At 30.5% G+C, this 16,647-nt stretch carries 18 protein-coding genes and 1 pseudogene; 10 read left to right on the top strand and 9 right to left on the bottom strand.

Going from position 1 to position 16,647, the window contains the following annotated elements:
• Window positions 1-212 precede the first annotated feature (212 nt).
• From CC87_RS01795 to CC87_RS01775, 5 genes and pseudogenes are all read left to right on the top strand, one after another.
• Window positions 213-2,189 (top strand): elongation factor G, encoded by a 1,977-nt coding sequence (locus tag CC87_RS01795; protein ID WP_038055455.1) that lies wholly within the window; start codon window positions 213-215, stop codon window positions 2,187-2,189.
• Window positions 2,190-2,681: a MogA/MoaB family molybdenum cofactor biosynthesis protein gene (locus tag CC87_RS01790; RefSeq protein WP_038055453.1), complete on the top strand. Its 492-nt coding sequence runs from the start codon at window positions 2,190-2,192 to the stop codon at window positions 2,679-2,681.
• Complete coding sequence (selD, locus tag CC87_RS01785; RefSeq protein ID WP_084222165.1) at window positions 2,668-3,723, top strand: selenide, water dikinase SelD; 1,056 nt, start codon at window positions 2,668-2,670, stop codon at window positions 3,721-3,723. The genes CC87_RS01790 and selD overlap by 14 nt, the downstream gene beginning before the upstream one ends.
• A gap of 146 nt (window positions 3,724-3,869) precedes the next feature.
• Window positions 3,870-5,140, top strand: a pseudogene (locus tag CC87_RS09255) (double-cubane-cluster-containing anaerobic reductase).
• A gap of 3 nt (window positions 5,141-5,143) precedes the next feature.
• Entirely contained in the window at window positions 5,144-5,896 is a 753-nt protein-coding gene (locus tag CC87_RS01775) for an acyl-CoA dehydratase activase (RefSeq protein WP_038055451.1), read from the top strand.
• Window positions 5,897-5,958: 62 nt separating this feature from the next.
• Here the strand turns inward: CC87_RS01775 and CC87_RS09365 are convergent, their stop codons facing one another.
• Genes CC87_RS09365 through CC87_RS08835 form a run of 4 tightly spaced genes read right to left on the bottom strand, consistent with a single transcriptional unit; the run spans window position 5,959 to window position 8,626 of the window.
• Window positions 5,959-6,156, bottom strand: a complete 198-nt coding sequence (locus CC87_RS09365; protein ID WP_084222161.1) for a LysR family transcriptional regulator — start codon at window positions 6,154-6,156, stop codon at window positions 5,959-5,961.
• A gap of 22 nt (window positions 6,157-6,178) precedes the next feature.
• Entirely contained in the window at window positions 6,179-6,670 is a 492-nt protein-coding gene (locus CC87_RS01770; RefSeq protein WP_038055449.1) for a TlpA family protein disulfide reductase, read from the bottom strand.
• A gap of 53 nt (window positions 6,671-6,723) precedes the next feature.
• Window positions 6,724-7,665, bottom strand: a complete 942-nt coding sequence (gene lpxK, locus CC87_RS01765) for a tetraacyldisaccharide 4'-kinase (RefSeq protein ID WP_084222160.1) — start codon at window positions 7,663-7,665, stop codon at window positions 6,724-6,726.
• Entirely contained in the window at window positions 7,649-8,626 is a 978-nt protein-coding gene (locus CC87_RS08835; protein WP_038055704.1) for a flippase-like domain-containing protein, read from the bottom strand. The genes lpxK and CC87_RS08835 overlap by 17 nt, the downstream gene beginning before the upstream one ends.
• A gap of 95 nt (window positions 8,627-8,721) precedes the next feature.
• Here CC87_RS08835 and CC87_RS01755 point away from each other — a divergent pair, with 95 nt between their 5' ends.
• The 5 genes from CC87_RS01755 to CC87_RS01735 all read left to right on the top strand — a co-directional run bounded on the left by CC87_RS01755 (window position 8,722) and on the right by CC87_RS01735 (window position 11,987).
• Window positions 8,722-9,216, top strand: a complete 495-nt coding sequence (locus CC87_RS01755; RefSeq protein WP_038055446.1) for an HIT family protein — start codon at window positions 8,722-8,724, stop codon at window positions 9,214-9,216.
• 62 nt (window positions 9,217-9,278) lie between these two features.
• On the top strand, window positions 9,279-9,938 hold the full coding sequence (locus CC87_RS01750) for a riboflavin synthase (protein ID WP_038055444.1): 660 nt from the start codon (window positions 9,279-9,281) through the stop codon (window positions 9,936-9,938).
• Window positions 9,939-9,956: 18 nt separating this feature from the next.
• Window positions 9,957-10,817, top strand: a complete 861-nt coding sequence (locus CC87_RS01745; RefSeq protein WP_038055442.1) for an NAD(P)-dependent oxidoreductase — start codon at window positions 9,957-9,959, stop codon at window positions 10,815-10,817.
• A 2-nt stretch (window positions 10,818-10,819) separates the two neighbouring features.
• Window positions 10,820-11,374 carry a ferredoxin domain-containing protein gene (locus CC87_RS01740; RefSeq protein ID WP_038055441.1) on the top strand — a complete coding sequence of 185 codons (555 nt, stop codon included), beginning with the start codon at window positions 10,820-10,822 and terminating at the stop codon, window positions 11,372-11,374.
• Between the two features lies 1 nt (window position 11,375).
• Window positions 11,376-11,987 (top strand): phosphoribosylanthranilate isomerase, encoded by a 612-nt coding sequence (locus CC87_RS01735; RefSeq protein WP_038055439.1) that lies wholly within the window; start codon window positions 11,376-11,378, stop codon window positions 11,985-11,987.
• Between the two features lie 4 nt (window positions 11,988-11,991).
• On the opposite strand, the gene CC87_RS01730 is transcribed toward CC87_RS01735, so the two are convergent.
• The 5 genes from CC87_RS01730 to ftsA all read right to left on the bottom strand — a co-directional run bounded on the left by CC87_RS01730 (window position 11,992) and on the right by ftsA (window position 16,644).
• A complete protein-coding gene (locus CC87_RS01730; RefSeq protein WP_038055437.1) occupies window positions 11,992-12,183 on the bottom strand; it encodes an FmdB family zinc ribbon protein in 192 nt (63 codons plus the stop codon).
• Between the two features lie 89 nt (window positions 12,184-12,272).
• Complete coding sequence (gene amrB, locus CC87_RS01725) at window positions 12,273-13,466, bottom strand: AmmeMemoRadiSam system protein B (RefSeq protein WP_038055435.1); 1,194 nt, start codon at window positions 13,464-13,466, stop codon at window positions 12,273-12,275.
• Complete coding sequence (locus CC87_RS01720; protein ID WP_038055433.1) at window positions 13,466-14,248, bottom strand: ParB/RepB/Spo0J family partition protein; 783 nt, start codon at window positions 14,246-14,248, stop codon at window positions 13,466-13,468. The genes amrB and CC87_RS01720 overlap by 1 nt, the downstream gene beginning before the upstream one ends.
• A gap of 24 nt (window positions 14,249-14,272) precedes the next feature.
• Window positions 14,273-15,397, bottom strand: coding sequence for a cell division protein FtsZ (gene ftsZ / locus CC87_RS01715; RefSeq protein WP_038055432.1), 1,125 nt, complete (start codon window positions 15,395-15,397; stop codon window positions 14,273-14,275).
• A gap of 2 nt (window positions 15,398-15,399) precedes the next feature.
• Window positions 15,400-16,644, bottom strand: a complete 1,245-nt coding sequence (ftsA, locus tag CC87_RS01710; protein ID WP_038055430.1) for a cell division protein FtsA — start codon at window positions 16,642-16,644, stop codon at window positions 15,400-15,402.
• Window positions 16,645-16,647 lie beyond the last annotated feature (3 nt).

Raw genomic sequence — 16,647 nt, 5'->3', positions numbered from 1 at the left:
ATTGTTTTAAAAGTATAAATAAAGAAAAGAAAAAGTCAAAAAATTTAAAAAAATTTTATTTAAATAGCTGATTTTTTAATTATTAAAAATAATATAAAAATATTAAATTCTAAAAGAAATTTACTTGGTTAAAATCTCTCTTGACTATTATAATAGTTTTTGTTAAAAAATATTTTAATAAATAATTTAAAAAACTGATTGGGAGGTTATTTATGGAACCCAAAGTTTTAGCTGTTATAGGACAAACAGATGCTGGGAAAGTTAAATTATCAGAGGCTCTTTGTAAACTTTGTGGAGAAACTATAAAAAACACCAAAAAAGAACCAACTTTCTATCTTAAAATTTATGGCTTCAATTATAAAAATACACCTTTTTACCTTTTAACCACTCCCGGAGATGAAAATTTTATAGGTGAGGTTAAATGGGCTTTAAAAGTAGCAGATGCTGGCATTTTAGTGGTTGATGCCTCTGCTCCTTTAAAATACCAGAATGTAAGAGTTTTTGAAATTGCTAAGGAATTAGGTGTCCCTTTGTTTGTGCTTATAAATAAAATAGATGAAGAAAAAGCAAATTTTGAACAGACCTTACAAAATTTACAGAATTTATTAGAAATTCATCAAATACCTATTTTCTACGCCTTTGGAAACAAAAATAGTTCTCCAATTCTGGTAGATTTAATAGAAAACAAAGCTTTCTCTTTAAACAGCGGAAAAATAGAATATCAAGATCTTCCAGAAAATTTAAAGGGTGAAACTTCTAATTTAAGAGAAAAATTAATAGAATCAGCAGCTGAAGGAAAAGATGAGCTTATTGAAAAATATTTAGAAAATGGAAGTTTAGAAAAAAGTGAAATTTTAGAGGGATTAAAAGCTTCTTTTGAAAAGAATAAAGCATGTTTAGTATTTACTGGTTCAGCTAAACAGGGTTGGGGTATCCCATTAATGTTAGAATACATTTATAATTTCACACCTTCCTACATGCTAATAAAGGAAAGAGAAGGTATAGAAGGAGATTCTATAGGTTTTATCTTTAAAAACATTATAGATCCTTATGCAGGAAAACTTTCTTATGGAAGAGTCTTTACAGGTAATTTTAATTCTGACAGTGTAATTTATACCTCTAATGGTAAAGAGGAAAAATATACCCAAATTTTTGTTCCCAAAAGTGATACACTTCAACAAGTAAAAGAGGTCAAAGAGGGAGAAATTATAGTATTTTCTAAAATAGAAAGTTTATCCACAGGCGATACATTTTCTAAAACCCCTGTGTCCAAAGCTATAGAGTCACCTGTTATGCCTGCACCTATGATTACTATGGCTATTCATCCAGAAACAAGGGCAGATGAAGATAAAATAAGCTCTGCTCTTACCAAAATAAAAGACGAAGATCCCTCTATTGTATTTAACAGAGATGAGGAAACTAAAGAGCTTCTTATTTCTGGTATAGGTGTGCTTCATATTGAGAAAACTATAGAAAAACTTAAAAATAAATTTGGAGTGAATGTAAAACTTACCCAACCTAAAATTCCTTATAGAGAAACTATTAAAAAACCTGTGCAAGGTGTTATTTATAGACATAAAAAACAAAGTGGAGGAAGAGGACAATTTGCTGAGGTACATTTTCACATTTTTCCGTTAGAAAGAGGAAAAGGGTTTGAATTTGTGGAAACTCTTACAGGAATGAATGTCCCCAGAAACTATGTTCCTGCGGTAGAAAAGGGAATAATAGAGGCTATGGAAAAAGGTCCTTTAGCTGGGTATCCAGTAGTGGATGTAAAGGTTCAGTTCTATGATGGGAAATCTCATGAAGTTGATTCTTCTGATCTTGCATTTAAAATAGCTGCCTTCCATTGTTTTAAGAAAGGTGTAGAACAAGCTAATCCTGTTCTTTTAGAACCATATTTAGAACTGGAAATTTTTGTTCCTGATGAAACTGTAGGAGATGTAGTAGGAGACCTTAATGCCAGAAGAGGAAGAGTCCTTAATCTTGAAAAAGACAAAAAAAATACTAAAATAAACGCAGTGGTTCCTATGGCTGAAGCACAGGATTATGTGGTAGCTTTGCAAGGTTTAACTGGAGGAAGAGGTTATTTTATAGCCAGGTTTTCTCATTATGAAGAAGCTCCACCTTTTGTAGCTGAAAAAATAATTGCTGAAAGCAAAGCACAAGAATCTGAAAAAGGAAATTAAGTGCTAAAAGTCGGAATTTTAACTCTGAGTGATAAAGGAAGCAAAGGTGAGAGAGAAGATCTATCTGGAAAACTTTTAAAAGAGCTATGTGAAAAAGAGGGATGGGTAGTTTTAAAATATGAAATAATTCCTGATGAAAAAGAAACAATAGTAAAAATTCTCAAAAACTGGTGTGATAAAGAAAATTTGGACTTTATAGTTACCACAGGTGGAACTGGAGTTTATCCAAGAGATGTAACACCAGAGGCTACTAAAGAAGTCTTAGAAAAAGAAATTCCTGGTATTCCTGAATATATCCGTTATATTAGCTATCCTATTACTCCTATGGCAGCACTTACCAGAGGTATGGCTGGAGTGAGAAAAGAAACTCTGATTATAAACTTACCAGGTAGTCCTAAAGCTATTAAGGAAATTTTTCCCAAGTTGATTGATATTATTAAACATGCTGTAGAAAAAATAAAAGGTGATGCAAGTGAGTGTGCAAGAAATTAAACTTACTCAGATAACAAAAGCCTCTGGCTGAGCAGCTAAGCTTCCACAAGAGTTTCTTGTGGAAATTTTACAGGGTTTGGAGTTGCCTATCCATCCCAATTTAATTCAAAGCTTTGAAAACGGAGCTGATGCAGGTATTTATAAATTAAATGAAGAAACTGCCCTTGTCTTTTCAGCTGATTTTTTTACTCCTGTCGTTGATGATCCCTATCTGTTTGGTCAAATTTCAGTAGCAAATTCTCTATCAGACATTTATGTCTGCGGAGGTAAGCCTCTTTTAGCTTTAAATTTAATTTGTTTTCCAAAAAAAGGGTTGCCTAAAGAAATGTTAAAAAAGATCTTAAAAGGTGGTCTTGATAAAATTAAAGAAGCAGGAGCACTTTTGGTAGGGGGGCATAGTGTAGATGATCCAGAGCCAAAATACGGCCTTGCTGTAGTAGGAACAGTTCATCCTGAAAAAATTATAACTAATAAAGGTGCTAAAGAAGGTGATCTGCTTTATCTTACTAAACCTATTGGTACAGGAATTCTTATAACTGCTTATAAAGGAAAACTTATTGATGAAACCAGCTCTTCTTATAAATCCATGATAGAAACTATGACAGAATTAAATAACAAAATAGCTGAAGTTATGACAGAGCTTGGTTTAAAAGCAGCTACGGATATTACAGGTTTTGGTCTTTTAGGACATGCTTTGGAAATGGCTATAGCAAGCAAAAAAACATTTGTTATTTATACCCATAAAGTTCCTTATTTAAAAGAAGCTAAAAATTTTATCCAAATGGGTATCATTCCTGAAGGAGATTATCATAATTTAAATTTCTGTAAAAAATATATTAAAATTCATCCTGAAGTAAAAGAAGAAGATCTTATTTTACTTTCTGATGCTCAAACCTCAGGAGGAATCTTAGTATCAGTTCCTCCTGAAAAAAAATCTATTTTTGAGGAAAAAGCTATAGAAAAAGGATTGTATTTTTTAAAATTGATAGGGAAAGTAAAAGAAAAGGAAAAGGGTTGTCCTACTGTAGAGGTCTTGCCTTAAAATCTTACCTTAAAATCTTACCTTAAAATTTATTTAAATCTTTAATTTTATTCTGGTTATTTATTAATAATATCTATTTGACATTTTTTAATCAAAGTATTAAATCTTTTTTGAAAATTTCAAAACTTTTTTAAATAAGAGGTTTTATGAGCAAAAACTATACTTCTATGTGGAAAGAGCTTGGTTTAGATTTAGATAAACATGAGATTCTGCTCAATACTCTAAGTGAATTTTATAAAAATATTTATTTATCTCAGAAAAACAGACCTGAGGGTATGAAATATTTTGATTTTGTTATTTCTGAAGCTCATGGATTGAGAATTGAAGAATTGGTAGAAGCTAAAAAAGAGGGCAGGAAGGTAATAGGTGCTTTTTGTGTATATGTTCCTGAGGAATTAATACTTGCTCTTGATGGAATTTGCGTAGGCTTGTGTGCAGGAGCTGAAATAGGTTTTGATGAAGCAGAAAAATATATACCCCGCAATAGCTGTCCTCTTATAAAAGCTTTTATGGGATTTGAATTAACCAATGTGTGCCCTTATGTAAAATGTTGTGATATTTTAGTTGGAGAAACCACTTGTGATGGTAAGAAAAAGGCTTATGAATCTTTTCATGAAATTACCGGAAGAGTCCATGTGATGGAGGTTCCTCATACTAAAACTAAAGAAGCAAGAGAATTATATTTAAAAGAGGTAGAAAAATTTAAAGAAAAATTGGAAGATTTAGCTGGGAAAAAAATTACTTTAGAAACCCTTAAAAAGGAGTTGCTATTTCTAACGAAAAAAGAAAGGCCCTTGCAAGATTAGAAAGGTTTAGAGCTACAGACCCTCCTCCTATATCAGGACTTGATGCCCTGCTTATTTATCAGATAGCCTTCTATGATGATCCTGTAAGATTTACCCAAAAAGTTAATGAGCTTTGTGATGAACTGGAAAAAAGGGTTGAAAACGGGACAGGTGTTGTTCCAAAAGGAACACCGCGAATTTTGATTTCTGGATGTCCCTTTGCTTTACCTAATTGGAAGCTCCATCATCTTATTGAAGCAAGTGGAGCTATTGTAGTGGGAGAAGAATCCTGTGTAGGAAAAAGATATTATTATAAATTGGTAGATGAAAACTTTAACTCCATAAAAGAAGGTTTGGTAAAAATAGCTGAGAGATATTTAACCACTCATTGTGCCTGTTTTACTCCAAATGATGAAAGAATAGAGGATATTAAACAGATGTTTGAAGCTCAAAAAGCTGATGGAGTTATCCATTATTCCTTACAGTTTTGCACACCCTATATGTTTGAATCCTATAAAGTTGAAAGAAAGTTAGATATGCCTTATTTGAGAATAGAAACAGATTACAGTATGGAAGATATAGGACAGCTCAAAACCAGAATAGAAGCTTTTATAGAAACTTTAAAGATGTAAAAAATGAGAGTGCTCGGGCTTGATGTAGGTTCAACATACATTAAATCTGCTTTGATAAAAAATGGAGATCTGGAAGCCTTAGAAATTACTGAAACTTCTTATAATCCTTTAGAAAAATGTTATGATTTTATTAAAAAATTTAAACCTGATAAAATAATTGCTACTGGTTATGGAAGAAAATTAATTAGCCAGAGATTAAAGGATCTTGGAATTATTGATATTACTGAAATAAAAGCTTTTGCTATAGGAACTAAATATATCCATCCTTCTGCCAGAACAATTATAGACATTGGAGGACAGGATACCAAAGTAATTAGATTAAATGATGATGGAAAAATTCTAAAGTTTGAAATGAATGATAAATGTTCAGCAGGAACAGGCAGATTTTTAGAAATAATGGTAAAGGCTTTAGGATATAATTTAGAAAAAGTAAAAGATTTCGCACCTGATACAAAGCTTAAAGTGAAAATAAATAGCATGTGCACTGTATTTGCTGAATCAGAAGTCATTTCTATGATAGCCCAGGGAATTGATAGAAAAGAAATTCTTAAGGCAGTACATTACTCTATTTCACAAAGAATAGTAAGTATGTTAAAGAGAGTTTCCTTGGAGGAAGATATTATCTTCGCAGGAGGATGTGCTTATAATAAATTAATAAAAGTTTTCATTGAAAAAGAAATTAATAAAAAACTTAAAATTCCAAAACATCCTCAATTTTTAGGAGCTATTGGAGCAGGTTTATATGGTTTAAGCTAAATTAGAACATAGGTTTATAAAGTCAATTTTTATTAAAGGTAAGTTATAAAGATCTTCCAATTCTATTTCTTCCTACCGTATTTATACACAACCTTGCCTGCTTTACTTGGAATTACTTTTCTGGTATGACAATCAAATAAATTCACTCCTAACTCTTCTTCTAAGTCTTTTACATGAAGTGTTATAGTAGGTTGAGCGAGATAGAGGAAATAAGTTTGTTTATTTAATAATAAAGTCCCTTTAAAATTAGATCGTTTTATAAAACATTGATTATAAAGGATTTTAATTACAACTAACGTATTTAGTTAAAAGTTTAATCCAGTCGTTTAAAGATTTATATCCAGTAATTTTTTCTATTACCTCTCCTTTTTTATTTAAAAAGTAAGTTGTAGGAAGTTCTGAAAAATCAGGAAAGATTCTAAAAATTTCAGAAGGGGCTAAACCTACAGTATATTTTATTCCACGAGAAGATACGATTTTAGGAAGTAAAGGTATTCCTTCTTTATCAATCATTAAAGAAATAATCTCAAGATTTTTGGTACTACATTTATTATTAATCTTATTTAAAGTTCCTAATTCTATCATACAGGTGGGACAATAAGAAGCAAAAAGATTTAATAATACATATTTTCCTCTAAAATCAGCTATATTATATTTTTGACCTTTATAGGTGTAAAAATCAAAATTTAAAGATGAAGCCTGAAGATTAGAAACAGAACCAATAATTAAACATAAAATTATCAAGGTTAAGCACAAAAATTTCTTAGGTTTCATAAAAATCACCTCTTTAAAATTTTTTACTAATTTTTTAATTTATACCATAAATTTTAAACTGACAACTCCAGTCTTTTCAATATAAATTCTTTTAATCCTTTTACTTCTATAGAAAAATCCAAAAAAAAGAGATTTTCTTTAAATTCTAATTTTATTCCATCTTTAAGAGTAGTAATATAACTTTCGTCAGGACTCAAAGTGAAGTTTGAATAGTCATAATGATCTGGAAATGAGATCATTTTTTTTATTTTCAGGTTTAATCTTTTTAAAGTTATAAAAAATTGTCTATTATCTCCAAGACCACAAAAAGCTATAAATTCTTTATCTCCAGGATTTATTTCTTCTAACCTATGATTTAAAACTCTCCAATTTTTTCTATAAAGTTTGAAAATTGGTTTATCATTGAAACTGTAATCAAAAGGTTGATAATCCTGATAAGTAAGAACTATTGCATCTGCTCTTTTTAAAGATGTAAGAGGTTCTCTAAGTTTCCCAAAAGGTAAAATTTTATTTTCAAGATCCTCTTTTTTTATAAGAACTATATCTAAATCTCTTTTTAATCTTCTATGTTGAAATCCATCATCCAAGATTATTAAATTCACTCCAAGTTCTTTAATAGCCTTTTCTCCACCTCTTACTCTATTCTCGTCAACTACTATACTAATTTGAAGACCCTTTTTTTCAAAAATTTTAGCTAATAGAAAGGGTTCATCACCTACCCTTTCCCAGTTTTCCTGAATTTTACCCATGTAAGATACTATAAGAGTGCCTTTACTTTTTCGTTTATATCCTCTTGAAAGAATACCTATATGAAAATTATCAGCTAAGTTTTCACAGAGATACCTAACTATGGAGGTTTTACCAGTTCCACCTACAGATAAATTTCCTATGGAAATAACAGGAACAGACAATTTATAGCTTTTAAAAAAATTTTTATCGTAGAAAAAGTTTCTAATGAAGATGATATAAAAATAGGGATTAAGATAATTTAACATTTTTATTATTAGCAATGTCTTTCCAGGTAAGGATTAAAAAGATTATACCCCCAATAATTGCACCTAAATATTGGGTAACAATTCTCCAAAATATGGCAAATATTCCTACCCATTCCTGAGCGATGAAATTGTCAAATATTGGAATAGCTCCCAATTCTCCTACTCCGCTTCCACCAGGGGTTGGACTTATAAAAATAGCATAAATCAAAGGTAATTGATCTAAAAATAAAGTTTTCATTGAACTATTGTTATTAAAAGCTTTTACTAAAAATATACCTATAAAAATATAAGAAAAATACATTAATAAACTCAAAATCAAAGCCAAGAAAAAATATCTTTTTTTATTTTTAAAAAAATTTTTGCATAAAATTAAATACTTAAAAGTAGTGTATTTTATTTTTATAAGTTGTTCTTTAGTAAAAATAGATTCTTTTTTTTTGAATAAGATTACCCATATAATATAAATTAATAAAGAAATTAGAATAATTATACTTACTAATATTAAAAGATCCTTAGCTTCTTTTGGATTATTTATTAAAACATGAAGGGTAAAAGGAAAAAAGATTATGTAAAAAAATAATCCTGAAAAGCCTTTTAAAGTAATAATACTCATTATTTCATGAAAATTTCCTCCTATTCTTTTAAGTGTATAAAGAGGTAAAAATTCTCCTCCTATATGAGCAGGTGTAACCGTGGCACCAAAAGTGCTTACAAATGATACAGCATATCCGTAAAAAAAAGAATATTTTAAACCCAGAGCACGGGATATAACAAAAATTCTTAGATTATCAAAAGTATGAAAAAAAAATAAAAACAACAAACTTAAAATTATATATTTTTTATCTAAAAGGTGAAAAATTTGACAAAAATTTTTAGGAACATTTCTGGTGATTAAATAAAAAAAAGACAAAAAAACTATTATAATTGTTAATAAAAGTCCATATAAAATATTTTTATACATTTAATAATTTAAAAATTAATCTTGGTTTACATTCTTTTATTTTATGATATTATTTCATATTTTAAATGAAAGTTTTAAAATATAAAGGGGGTTTTATGGAAAGAAAGATACTTTGGGCTCCTTGGAGAGGAGAATATGTAGCTGGTAAAAAAGATCCTGGTTGTATCTTTTGCCCTCCTGAAGCACCTTTACCTGATGAAGAGAGATTAATTTTATACAGAGATGATAAAGTTTTGGTAATAATGAACAAATTTCCTTATAATGTAGGCCATTTACTTATTTCTCCAAGAAGACATGTAGCTGAGTTAGAGGATCTCACAGAAAATGAGCTTTTATCTATAATGAGAATGTGTCAGGAAGCTATAAAAATTTTAAAGGAAGTCTTAAAACCTCAAGGCTTTAATGTGGGTTTTAACCTTGGTAAAGTAGCTGGTGCAGGATATCCTGATCATATCCATCTACAAATTGTTCCAAGATGGGAAGGAGATATAAATTTTCTGGCAGTATTGGATGACGTTAGGGTGGTTTCAACCCATCTTATAAAACTCTATAGAGATCTTTTTCCCTATTTTCAAAATGTAAAGCTTTAAAATTTCCACTACGAGGTAGCATTTTATTTGGTTTTTTTGAAATTTTTGATATAATTTAAATTGTGTTTACAGGCCTAATAGAGGGTGTAGGAAAAATTTTGGCTCTTCAATCTGAAAAAGGTGGACTTCTTATAGAAGTCTCCTCTCCTTTTTCTTTAAAAAATACTCAAATAGGAGATTCCATTGCTGTGGATGGAGTGTGTCTAACAGTAATAAATAAGAAAGAAAATTCTTTTAAAGCCCAAATCTCTCCTGAAACCCTTTCTAAAACCACTTTTAAATATAAAAAAATAGGAGATCCTGTTAATCTTGAAAGAGCCTTAAAATTGGGAGATCGGTTAGGTGGACATCTTGTTTCAGGTCATGTAGATGGCATAGGTAAAATATCATCCATCAACCCTATAGAAAATTTTTATCGTTTTATTATAGAAGTCCCGGAAAATCTCGCTATTTATCTGGTTAAAAAAGGATCTATCGCTATTGATGGTATAAGTCTTACTATAAATGACTGTAAAAATAATAATATAGAATTAATGATTATCCCTCATACTTTAAAAATGACCACACTTGGTTTTAAAAAGACAGGAGATTTAGTAAATATAGAAATAGATATAATTGCTAAAATGGTTTATAAATGGCTTTCTCCCTATTTGGAAAATCTTTCAGGTTCCTCTCAAAAAACCCTTAGTTTGGATTTTTTAAAAGAACATGGTTTTATTTAATTACCTTGAGAGAACAAAATGAATGTAGGTTTTATAGGTCTGGGAGCTCTTGGGCAGGCTATAATTAAAAGACTGATTTCACAAGGGATCAAAGTTACAGTCTGGAATAGAACCATTGAAAAAGCTCAAAAATTAAACCTACCTTATGTAGAAAATCCTGAGGATCTTTTGCAAAAAAGAGATATATTAATTTTATGTCTTACAGATAGTAAAGCTGTTAAAGATATCTTAAATAAATTATCTGATAATTTACAAAATAAAATTATAATAGACATCACTACTAACCATTTTCCCACTGTTCTTGAGTTTCACAAATTTTTAAAAAATAAAGGTGGTTTTTATTTAGAAACCCCTGTATTAGGAAGTGTTATACCTGCAGAAAAAGGATTATTAAATATTTTAGTAAGTGGAGAAGAGAAAGTCCTTAAGGAAGTTAAGCCTATATTGAACATTATAGGACAAAAAATTTTTTATTTAGAAGAACCTGGAAAAGCTACAAAAGCTAAACTCATTAACAATTATGTAGTAGCAATGTTAATAATTTCTTTAGCCTCTGGGATTAATTTTGGAGAAGCAGTAGGTTTTACTAAAGAAGAAATCATAGAAATCCTTTCTTCAGGATCAGGTAATTCTTATCTTTTAAATGCCAAAAAAGAAAAGATTTTAAAAGAAGACTTTACTCCCCATTTTTCTGTTAATAACATGCTAAAAGATCTGTATTATGTTGATGATCTTTTTAAAGAAATTTCAAGAGTTTATATAGAAGGAACATTGGCAAAGGAATTATTTAAGCTAACCAAAAATCTGGGATATGGAGAAGAAGATTTTTCAGCTATTTATAAAACTTTAAAAATATTAAACAATATCAAGGAGGGATAGTTATGAAAATAAATCCTGAGATAGAAATTATAGAAGATCTTGCTAAACAAATACTTGTTGCTGCAAGAACTGCTCCTAAGGCTAAAGGGGTAGATGATTTACAGTTTGCTTTAATTACAGATAAAGAAGAAAAAGAAAAATTGGCACAAGAAATGGAAAAAGTTGCAGAAGAAAAAGGAGAAAAATTTAAATTTTTCAAAAGAGATGCGAATAATGTGAGAAATTCCGAGGCTGTTATTTTAATCTCCTTAGATTTCAAAAAGCCTTTAGGTCTAAATTGTGGAGCCTGTGGTTTTTCCTGTGGAGATATATTAAAACAATCCAAATCTAACTCAGATTTTGAAGGTCCTGTTTGTGCTATAAAACTTCTGGATATGGGTATTGCCATAGGTTCTGCAGTTGCTAAAGCTAAGGATTTATGTATAGATAATAGAATAATGTATACTGTGGGGGTTGCTGCCAGAAGGCTAAAATTACTTCCTGGACAAATCATAATGGGAATACCATTAAGTATAAAAGGAAAAAATATCTATTTTGATAGACCTCCTGTTAAATAGAATGGCTAAAATAAAAATCTGTGGACTTAGGGAAAAAGAGGATATAGAGTTTCTTATTCAATTCTCTGTAGATTATGTAGGTTTTATTATGTATCCAAAATCTCCCAGATATGTAGGAAATAGACTAAAAGACCTACTTTCCTTAGAAATAAAAGCTAAAAAAGTGGTTGTTTTTGTAGATCCTTCTTATGAGGAAGTTAAAAAGGCTTTAGATTACGGAGCTCATCTTATTCAGCTTCATGGAAATGAGCCTCTGGATTTTGCTAAAAAAATAGGATTAGAAAGGGTTATTAAAGCTTTTAGAGTAAAAAATAAGGGTTTTAATTTAAAAGACTTAAAACCTTGGAAAAAGGCTTATGCTATTCTTCTTGATACTTTTATAAAGGATCTTCCAGGAGGAACCGGGAAAACCTTTAATTGGGAAATTGCAAAAAAAGTTGTTTCTGAGGGTTATAAAATCTTTTTAGCAGGAGGAATAAATCTTGATAATGCTTTAAATGCTGTTAAAGCTGTTAATCCCTATGCTCTGGATATTTCCTCAGGTTTAGAAGCTTCACCTGGGAAAAAAGATCATGAAAAAATTAAAAAACTATTTATTCTTTTGAATTTTTAATTCTTTAAAGATGATTATGATAAGTTTTTGAAGATATTTGAAAAAGATTAACTTTGTTTACTATTCTTACTATTTTATTTGAACCACAATAAGGACATTTTATTTTTAAATTACAACTTTCATTACTGCAATTAGTGCAAAAAAATTTGTTAAATTTTTTTCCACAAACACAGCACCTAAATTCAATTATTTTCATAATTTTTCCTTTATTTAAATATTTAACTCTGGTTTTAATCTCGTCTTAAAATATAAGGATAAATAAAATAAAATCAAGAGAAATTTATATTAAATATGATATCCTGCAGAGACTATAGATACTGCAGAGCCTTTTCCAAAAGGCACAGCTTGTTGGTAATAAATTTTAAAATCACCTTTTAGATCTACTTTTTGTAAAATAAGATTAGTTAAAAATAAACAGGATAAACCACAAATTTTCATAGGAGCTACTTCTTTGGCTTTATCTAAAAATTCTTCTGTAGAAGCCTTAGAAGTAAGTTCTATTAAAGTTTTATCTACTTCTAAAGCTCTGTTAATATGTTTATCTGTAACTTCAAAGGGATCTCCATATCTTAAGCCTAAATGACAGAAGTCTATAGCTAACAATAAATAAGTGCTATCATCTAACAATTCTGCTATCCCTTCTGCAAATTTTTCCACAAGATCTTTCTGAGGAAAAAAGGTAGGAAGCGGGCCAATTAAAATAGGTAAAACTACAAAACCATCTCCTAATAAATGGTGTAAAAATAAAACCTGGAATTCTATAGAATGTTCCAATTTATGAGCCATGTGATCAGGAAATATTTCCAGTTTTTTAGATTTATTTAAATAAAATATTCCTCCTTTATCATTTCTAACAGTTCCAAAGGGTGTAGCTATATCCTTAGTAAGGATAGAAAAAGGTAGATCTAAGTGATGCCCCACTCCTAAAATGATTATTCTTGACCCCTCAGGAATTTTAAATCTGCTATAACTTTCTGCATAAGCTTTAGCACCAGTTTTTATATCTATATGAGGAACAATAAGAATTTTGGGAGGTTCAGAGGAATGAGGATTTGCTAATTTTAAAATATCTTCTACAAAAAATTTAGCTTCTGAAGCAGATAAAGGATAAGCCTGATTGGCATGAGCCATTGGTCTAAAAGGATAAGAAAACCATTTAGAATAGGCTTTATTTTTTATCTCTTCAAAATTTTTACTCCACAAAAGGCCTTTTTCATCCAGAAATTTAACAATTTTAATTATTTCTTCAATAGGAACTATTTCTCCCGCAGCTTTAGTAGCCTCTGCCTGTAAATCTCTTAAATCATGCTTTCCATCCATTAAAGAAAGAAGAAAAGCTATATTCTGAGGGATAACTACAAGCTCCTCTATAATACCTATAGGATCTCTTAACAAAAATACAGGTTGTCCTTCATGTTCTGTTGGAATAGCATCCATATATCTTAAAATAGGTTTAAAATCCAAACTATATTCCTCCATTATGCTCCCTCTCCAAAATCTTCAGGTGTTAAACTCTGACAAGCTTCTTTTACTCTTTCTACAGCAGTATAAAAATCTTCTTCTATTGTTCTTACTCTTATACCAAAGGCTTTTTGAACTGATTTTCTTACTATATCACCTTTCATAAGAGCATTTTCCCATCCAAATTCTGCATATTTTTCATTGACAACCTTATTAAGATCTATTAAAGCCTCTGCCCTCTTTCTTCTTTCTTCAGCAGCCTCACTTAAAGGCATATCTAAAAAATTATCAATTTTAGAAACAAAGCTTTCATAAAAACTTGCAGGAAATCTTGGATCATATTCTTCTAAAGCAAAACCAAAAGTAATAAATACTGGATCTTTAAAATAAGTAAACAGATCAGCTTCTATTAAATTAGGATCACTCTTTAAAAGATCCTGATAAAGTCTATAGGATTGTTTGGACTTTTCTTTTACATTTGGGGGTTTTTCAGTATTAAATTCTAAAATATGATGATATAAACTTTCATCTGCAATTATAGCAAGTATTTCTCTTGCTCCTAAATCTCTCATAGCTTCAAGTCTATGTTGTCCATCTACTACATAATATTTTCCATCTTTTTGAACCACTACTATAGGAGTAAGAAAACCAAGTTTTTCTATAGCCATTTCTAAATGTTTTTTTAAACTTTCAGAAATATCTCTTTGGAAAGGTGGTCTATTAACTTCATCAATCTTAAACAAAGCCAATTTTAAAGGCTGCTTTTTTACAGGATCTTCAAAGGAGGCTAACTCAATCATAATTTCACCCCCTTTAATAAACTCTTAATCTGCATTCCTCCTCAAAAAAGTGGGTATATCCAAAACTTCCTCATCAAATAAATCTAAATCTACCTTTTTTTTCTTATCTTTAAATTCTTTTCTTTTTAATCCTTCCTCTATAGTAACTACTTTTTCACTTTTTTCTTCTTGCACTTCACCCTCTTCAAGACCTGTAGCTATTACTGTAACTCTTAAAGCCTCTCCCAAGGTATCATCAAAAATCACTCCCCAATATACCTTAGCATCAGGATGTAACTCCTTGGTTATCATACCAGTAATAATTTGTGTTTCTTGAATAGTTAAAGTTTCAGGATGAACGCTTATATTAATTAAAATTCCTTTAGCTCCAGAAATAGAAAGATCCTCTAACAAAGGACTATAAATAGCCATTTGAGTAGCTATTTCTGCCCTACCTTCTCCTACTGCTTCTCCCATTCCCATTAAAGCCACTCCTCCACTCTCACTCATAACAGCTTTTACATCCGCAAAATCCAAATTAATATATCCAGGGGACAAAATCAAATCAGAAATTCCCTTTACTGCATAATATAATACATCATCTGCTTTTTTAAACATATCTGCAAGTCTTTCTTGAGGAGAACCTAAGGTAATAAGTCTATCGTTCGGAATAGTTATAAGGGTATCAACAAATTTAGAGAGTTCTTCTAAGCCCTGTTCTGCAATTTTCATTCTAAATTTTCCTTCAAAAGAAAATGGTTTTGTAACAACTGCTACAGTTAAAATACCCAAATCTTTACAAATATTAGCTATTATAGGAGCTGCCCCTGTACCTGTTCCTCCTCCCATTCCCGCTGCAATAAAAACCATATCTGCATCTTTTAAAACATCTCTAATTTCTTTTTCACTCTCCTCTGCAGCCTGTCTTCCAATTTCTGGCTTTCCTCCTGCTCCTAATCCTTTGGTTAATTTTTTACCAAGTTGGATTTTAATAGGTGCTGGATTTAATTCTAAAACTTTGTAATCAGTATTAGCTACTATAAATTCTACTCCTACAAGTTTATTTTTTATCATATTAGCCACAGCATTCCCACCAGCACCACCTATACCTATTACTTTTATGTTGGGTTGAATTTTTATTTCTTCCTCTAACAGTTCAAAAGGTATCATATCTATCCTCCTTGTAATATTTTTAGAAATTTCTTTTTTAATTTTCCAAATAAACCTTCCCCTTTTTCAACCTCTATAATTTTCTCTTTAAACCTGTAACCATAAAGCAACATACCAACAGCAGTTGCAAACTGGGGATGATGAATTTCTTCTGTTAAACCTGATAATTTAGGAGGATAACCTACTCTTGTTGGTAAATCAAACATTTGATCTGCTAAATAAATTAATCCTGGCAACAAAGAAGAACCTCCAGTGATAACCAAACCACTTCCCATTTTTGATTTAATATCAAACATTTCACCCTCTTTAAAAACGTAATTTCTTAATTCTTTCTCTACAAATTCAAACAATTCTTTTACCCTTGGTTCCAGAATTTCTGCTAAAAACCTTTTACTTACTTTTCTTGGTGGCCGATTACCAATTCCTGGAACTTCTATAACCTCTTCATCCTCCACCAGTTCTCTTAAACATACTCCCTTTTGGATTTTTATCTTCTCTGCCTCTTTTTTAGATGTTCTAAGACCCACTGCTAAATCATTGGTAAGAAGTTCTCCTCCTATGGGTAAAGAAAACACATATCTTAAAACCCCATCCCAATATACTACTACATCTGTAGTTCCTCCTCCAAAATCCAATAAAGCTACTCCAAGTTCTTTTTCTTCTGGAGTTAAAATGGCTTCTGCAGAGGCTAAACCCTGAAAAATAACTCCATCAACCTCTAATTCAAGATTTTCAAAACACTTTAATAAATTCTGAAGAGTTGAGCGATTACAGGTAATTAAATTTACATGTGCCTCTAATCTAACTCCTGTCATTCCAAGAGGTTGCAAAATTCCTCTCTGTTGATCCACAATAAACTCTTGAGGAATAACATGTAAAATTACTCTATCCTTGGGTAAATCTACTGCTTGAGCTGCCTGCAAAACTTCTTCTACCTCTACAGGTGTAACCTGTTTTTCTTTTAAAGCTACAACTCCCATTCCAGGAATGGTTTTAATATGACTTCCTGCAATACTTGTGTAAATTAATCCAATATTTACTTTTGCCTGAGCTTGGGCTTTTTCTATAGCACTTTTTATACTTTCTGTAGCCTCATCTATATTAATAATTATTCCTTTTTTTAATCCACGAGAAGGAGCTACTCCTATTCCGGTAATCCATAAATTACCCTCCCTTTCCTCTCCTATAAGAGCACATATTTTAGTTGTTCCCACATCTATTACTAAAATCCCTTTTCCTTTGCCCATAAA

The sequence above is a fragment of the Thermodesulfobacterium hydrogeniphilum genome (assembly GCF_000746255.1).
Lineage (GTDB): Bacteria > Desulfobacterota > Thermodesulfobacteria > Thermodesulfobacteriales > Thermodesulfobacteriaceae > Thermodesulfobacterium > Thermodesulfobacterium hydrogeniphilum.
The sequence above is the reverse complement of the archived record's forward strand: the minus strand, read 5'-3'. Positions and strand labels throughout refer to the sequence as shown.

What these genes read in the sequence shown, in the direction of transcription:
- CC87_RS01795 (WP_038055455.1), top strand. Translation starts at nt 213, where the DNA reads ATGGAACCCAAAGTTTTAGCTGTTATAGGACAAACAGATGCTGGGAAA.
- CC87_RS01775 (WP_038055451.1), top strand. Translation starts at nt 5,144, where the DNA reads ATGAGAGTGCTCGGGCTTGATGTAGGTTCAACATACATTAAATCTGCT.
- CC87_RS01770 (WP_038055449.1), bottom strand. Translation starts at nt 6,670, where the DNA reads ATGAAACCTAAGAAATTTTTGTGCTTAACCTTGATAATTTTATGTTTA.
- lpxK (WP_084222160.1), bottom strand. Translation starts at nt 7,665, where the DNA reads ATGTTAAATTATCTTAATCCCTATTTTTATATCATCTTCATTAGAAAC.
- CC87_RS08835 (WP_038055704.1), bottom strand. Translation starts at nt 8,626, where the DNA reads ATGTATAAAAATATTTTATATGGACTTTTATTAACAATTATAATAGTT.
- CC87_RS01755 (WP_038055446.1), top strand. Translation starts at nt 8,722, where the DNA reads ATGGAAAGAAAGATACTTTGGGCTCCTTGGAGAGGAGAATATGTAGCT.
- CC87_RS01745 (WP_038055442.1), top strand. Translation starts at nt 9,957, where the DNA reads ATGAATGTAGGTTTTATAGGTCTGGGAGCTCTTGGGCAGGCTATAATT.
- CC87_RS01740 (WP_038055441.1), top strand. Translation starts at nt 10,820, where the DNA reads ATGAAAATAAATCCTGAGATAGAAATTATAGAAGATCTTGCTAAACAA.
- CC87_RS01735 (WP_038055439.1), top strand. Translation starts at nt 11,376, where the DNA reads ATGGCTAAAATAAAAATCTGTGGACTTAGGGAAAAAGAGGATATAGAG.
- CC87_RS01730 (WP_038055437.1), bottom strand. Translation starts at nt 12,183, where the DNA reads ATGAAAATAATTGAATTTAGGTGCTGTGTTTGTGGAAAAAAATTTAAC.
- amrB (WP_038055435.1), bottom strand. Translation starts at nt 13,466, where the DNA reads ATGGAGGAATATAGTTTGGATTTTAAACCTATTTTAAGATATATGGAT.
- CC87_RS01720 (WP_038055433.1), bottom strand. Translation starts at nt 14,248, where the DNA reads ATGATTGAGTTAGCCTCCTTTGAAGATCCTGTAAAAAAGCAGCCTTTA.
- ftsZ (WP_038055432.1), bottom strand. Translation starts at nt 15,397, where the DNA reads ATGATACCTTTTGAACTGTTAGAGGAAGAAATAAAAATTCAACCCAAC.
- ftsA (WP_038055430.1), bottom strand. Translation starts at nt 16,644, where the DNA reads ATGGGCAAAGGAAAAGGGATTTTAGTAATAGATGTGGGAACAACTAAA.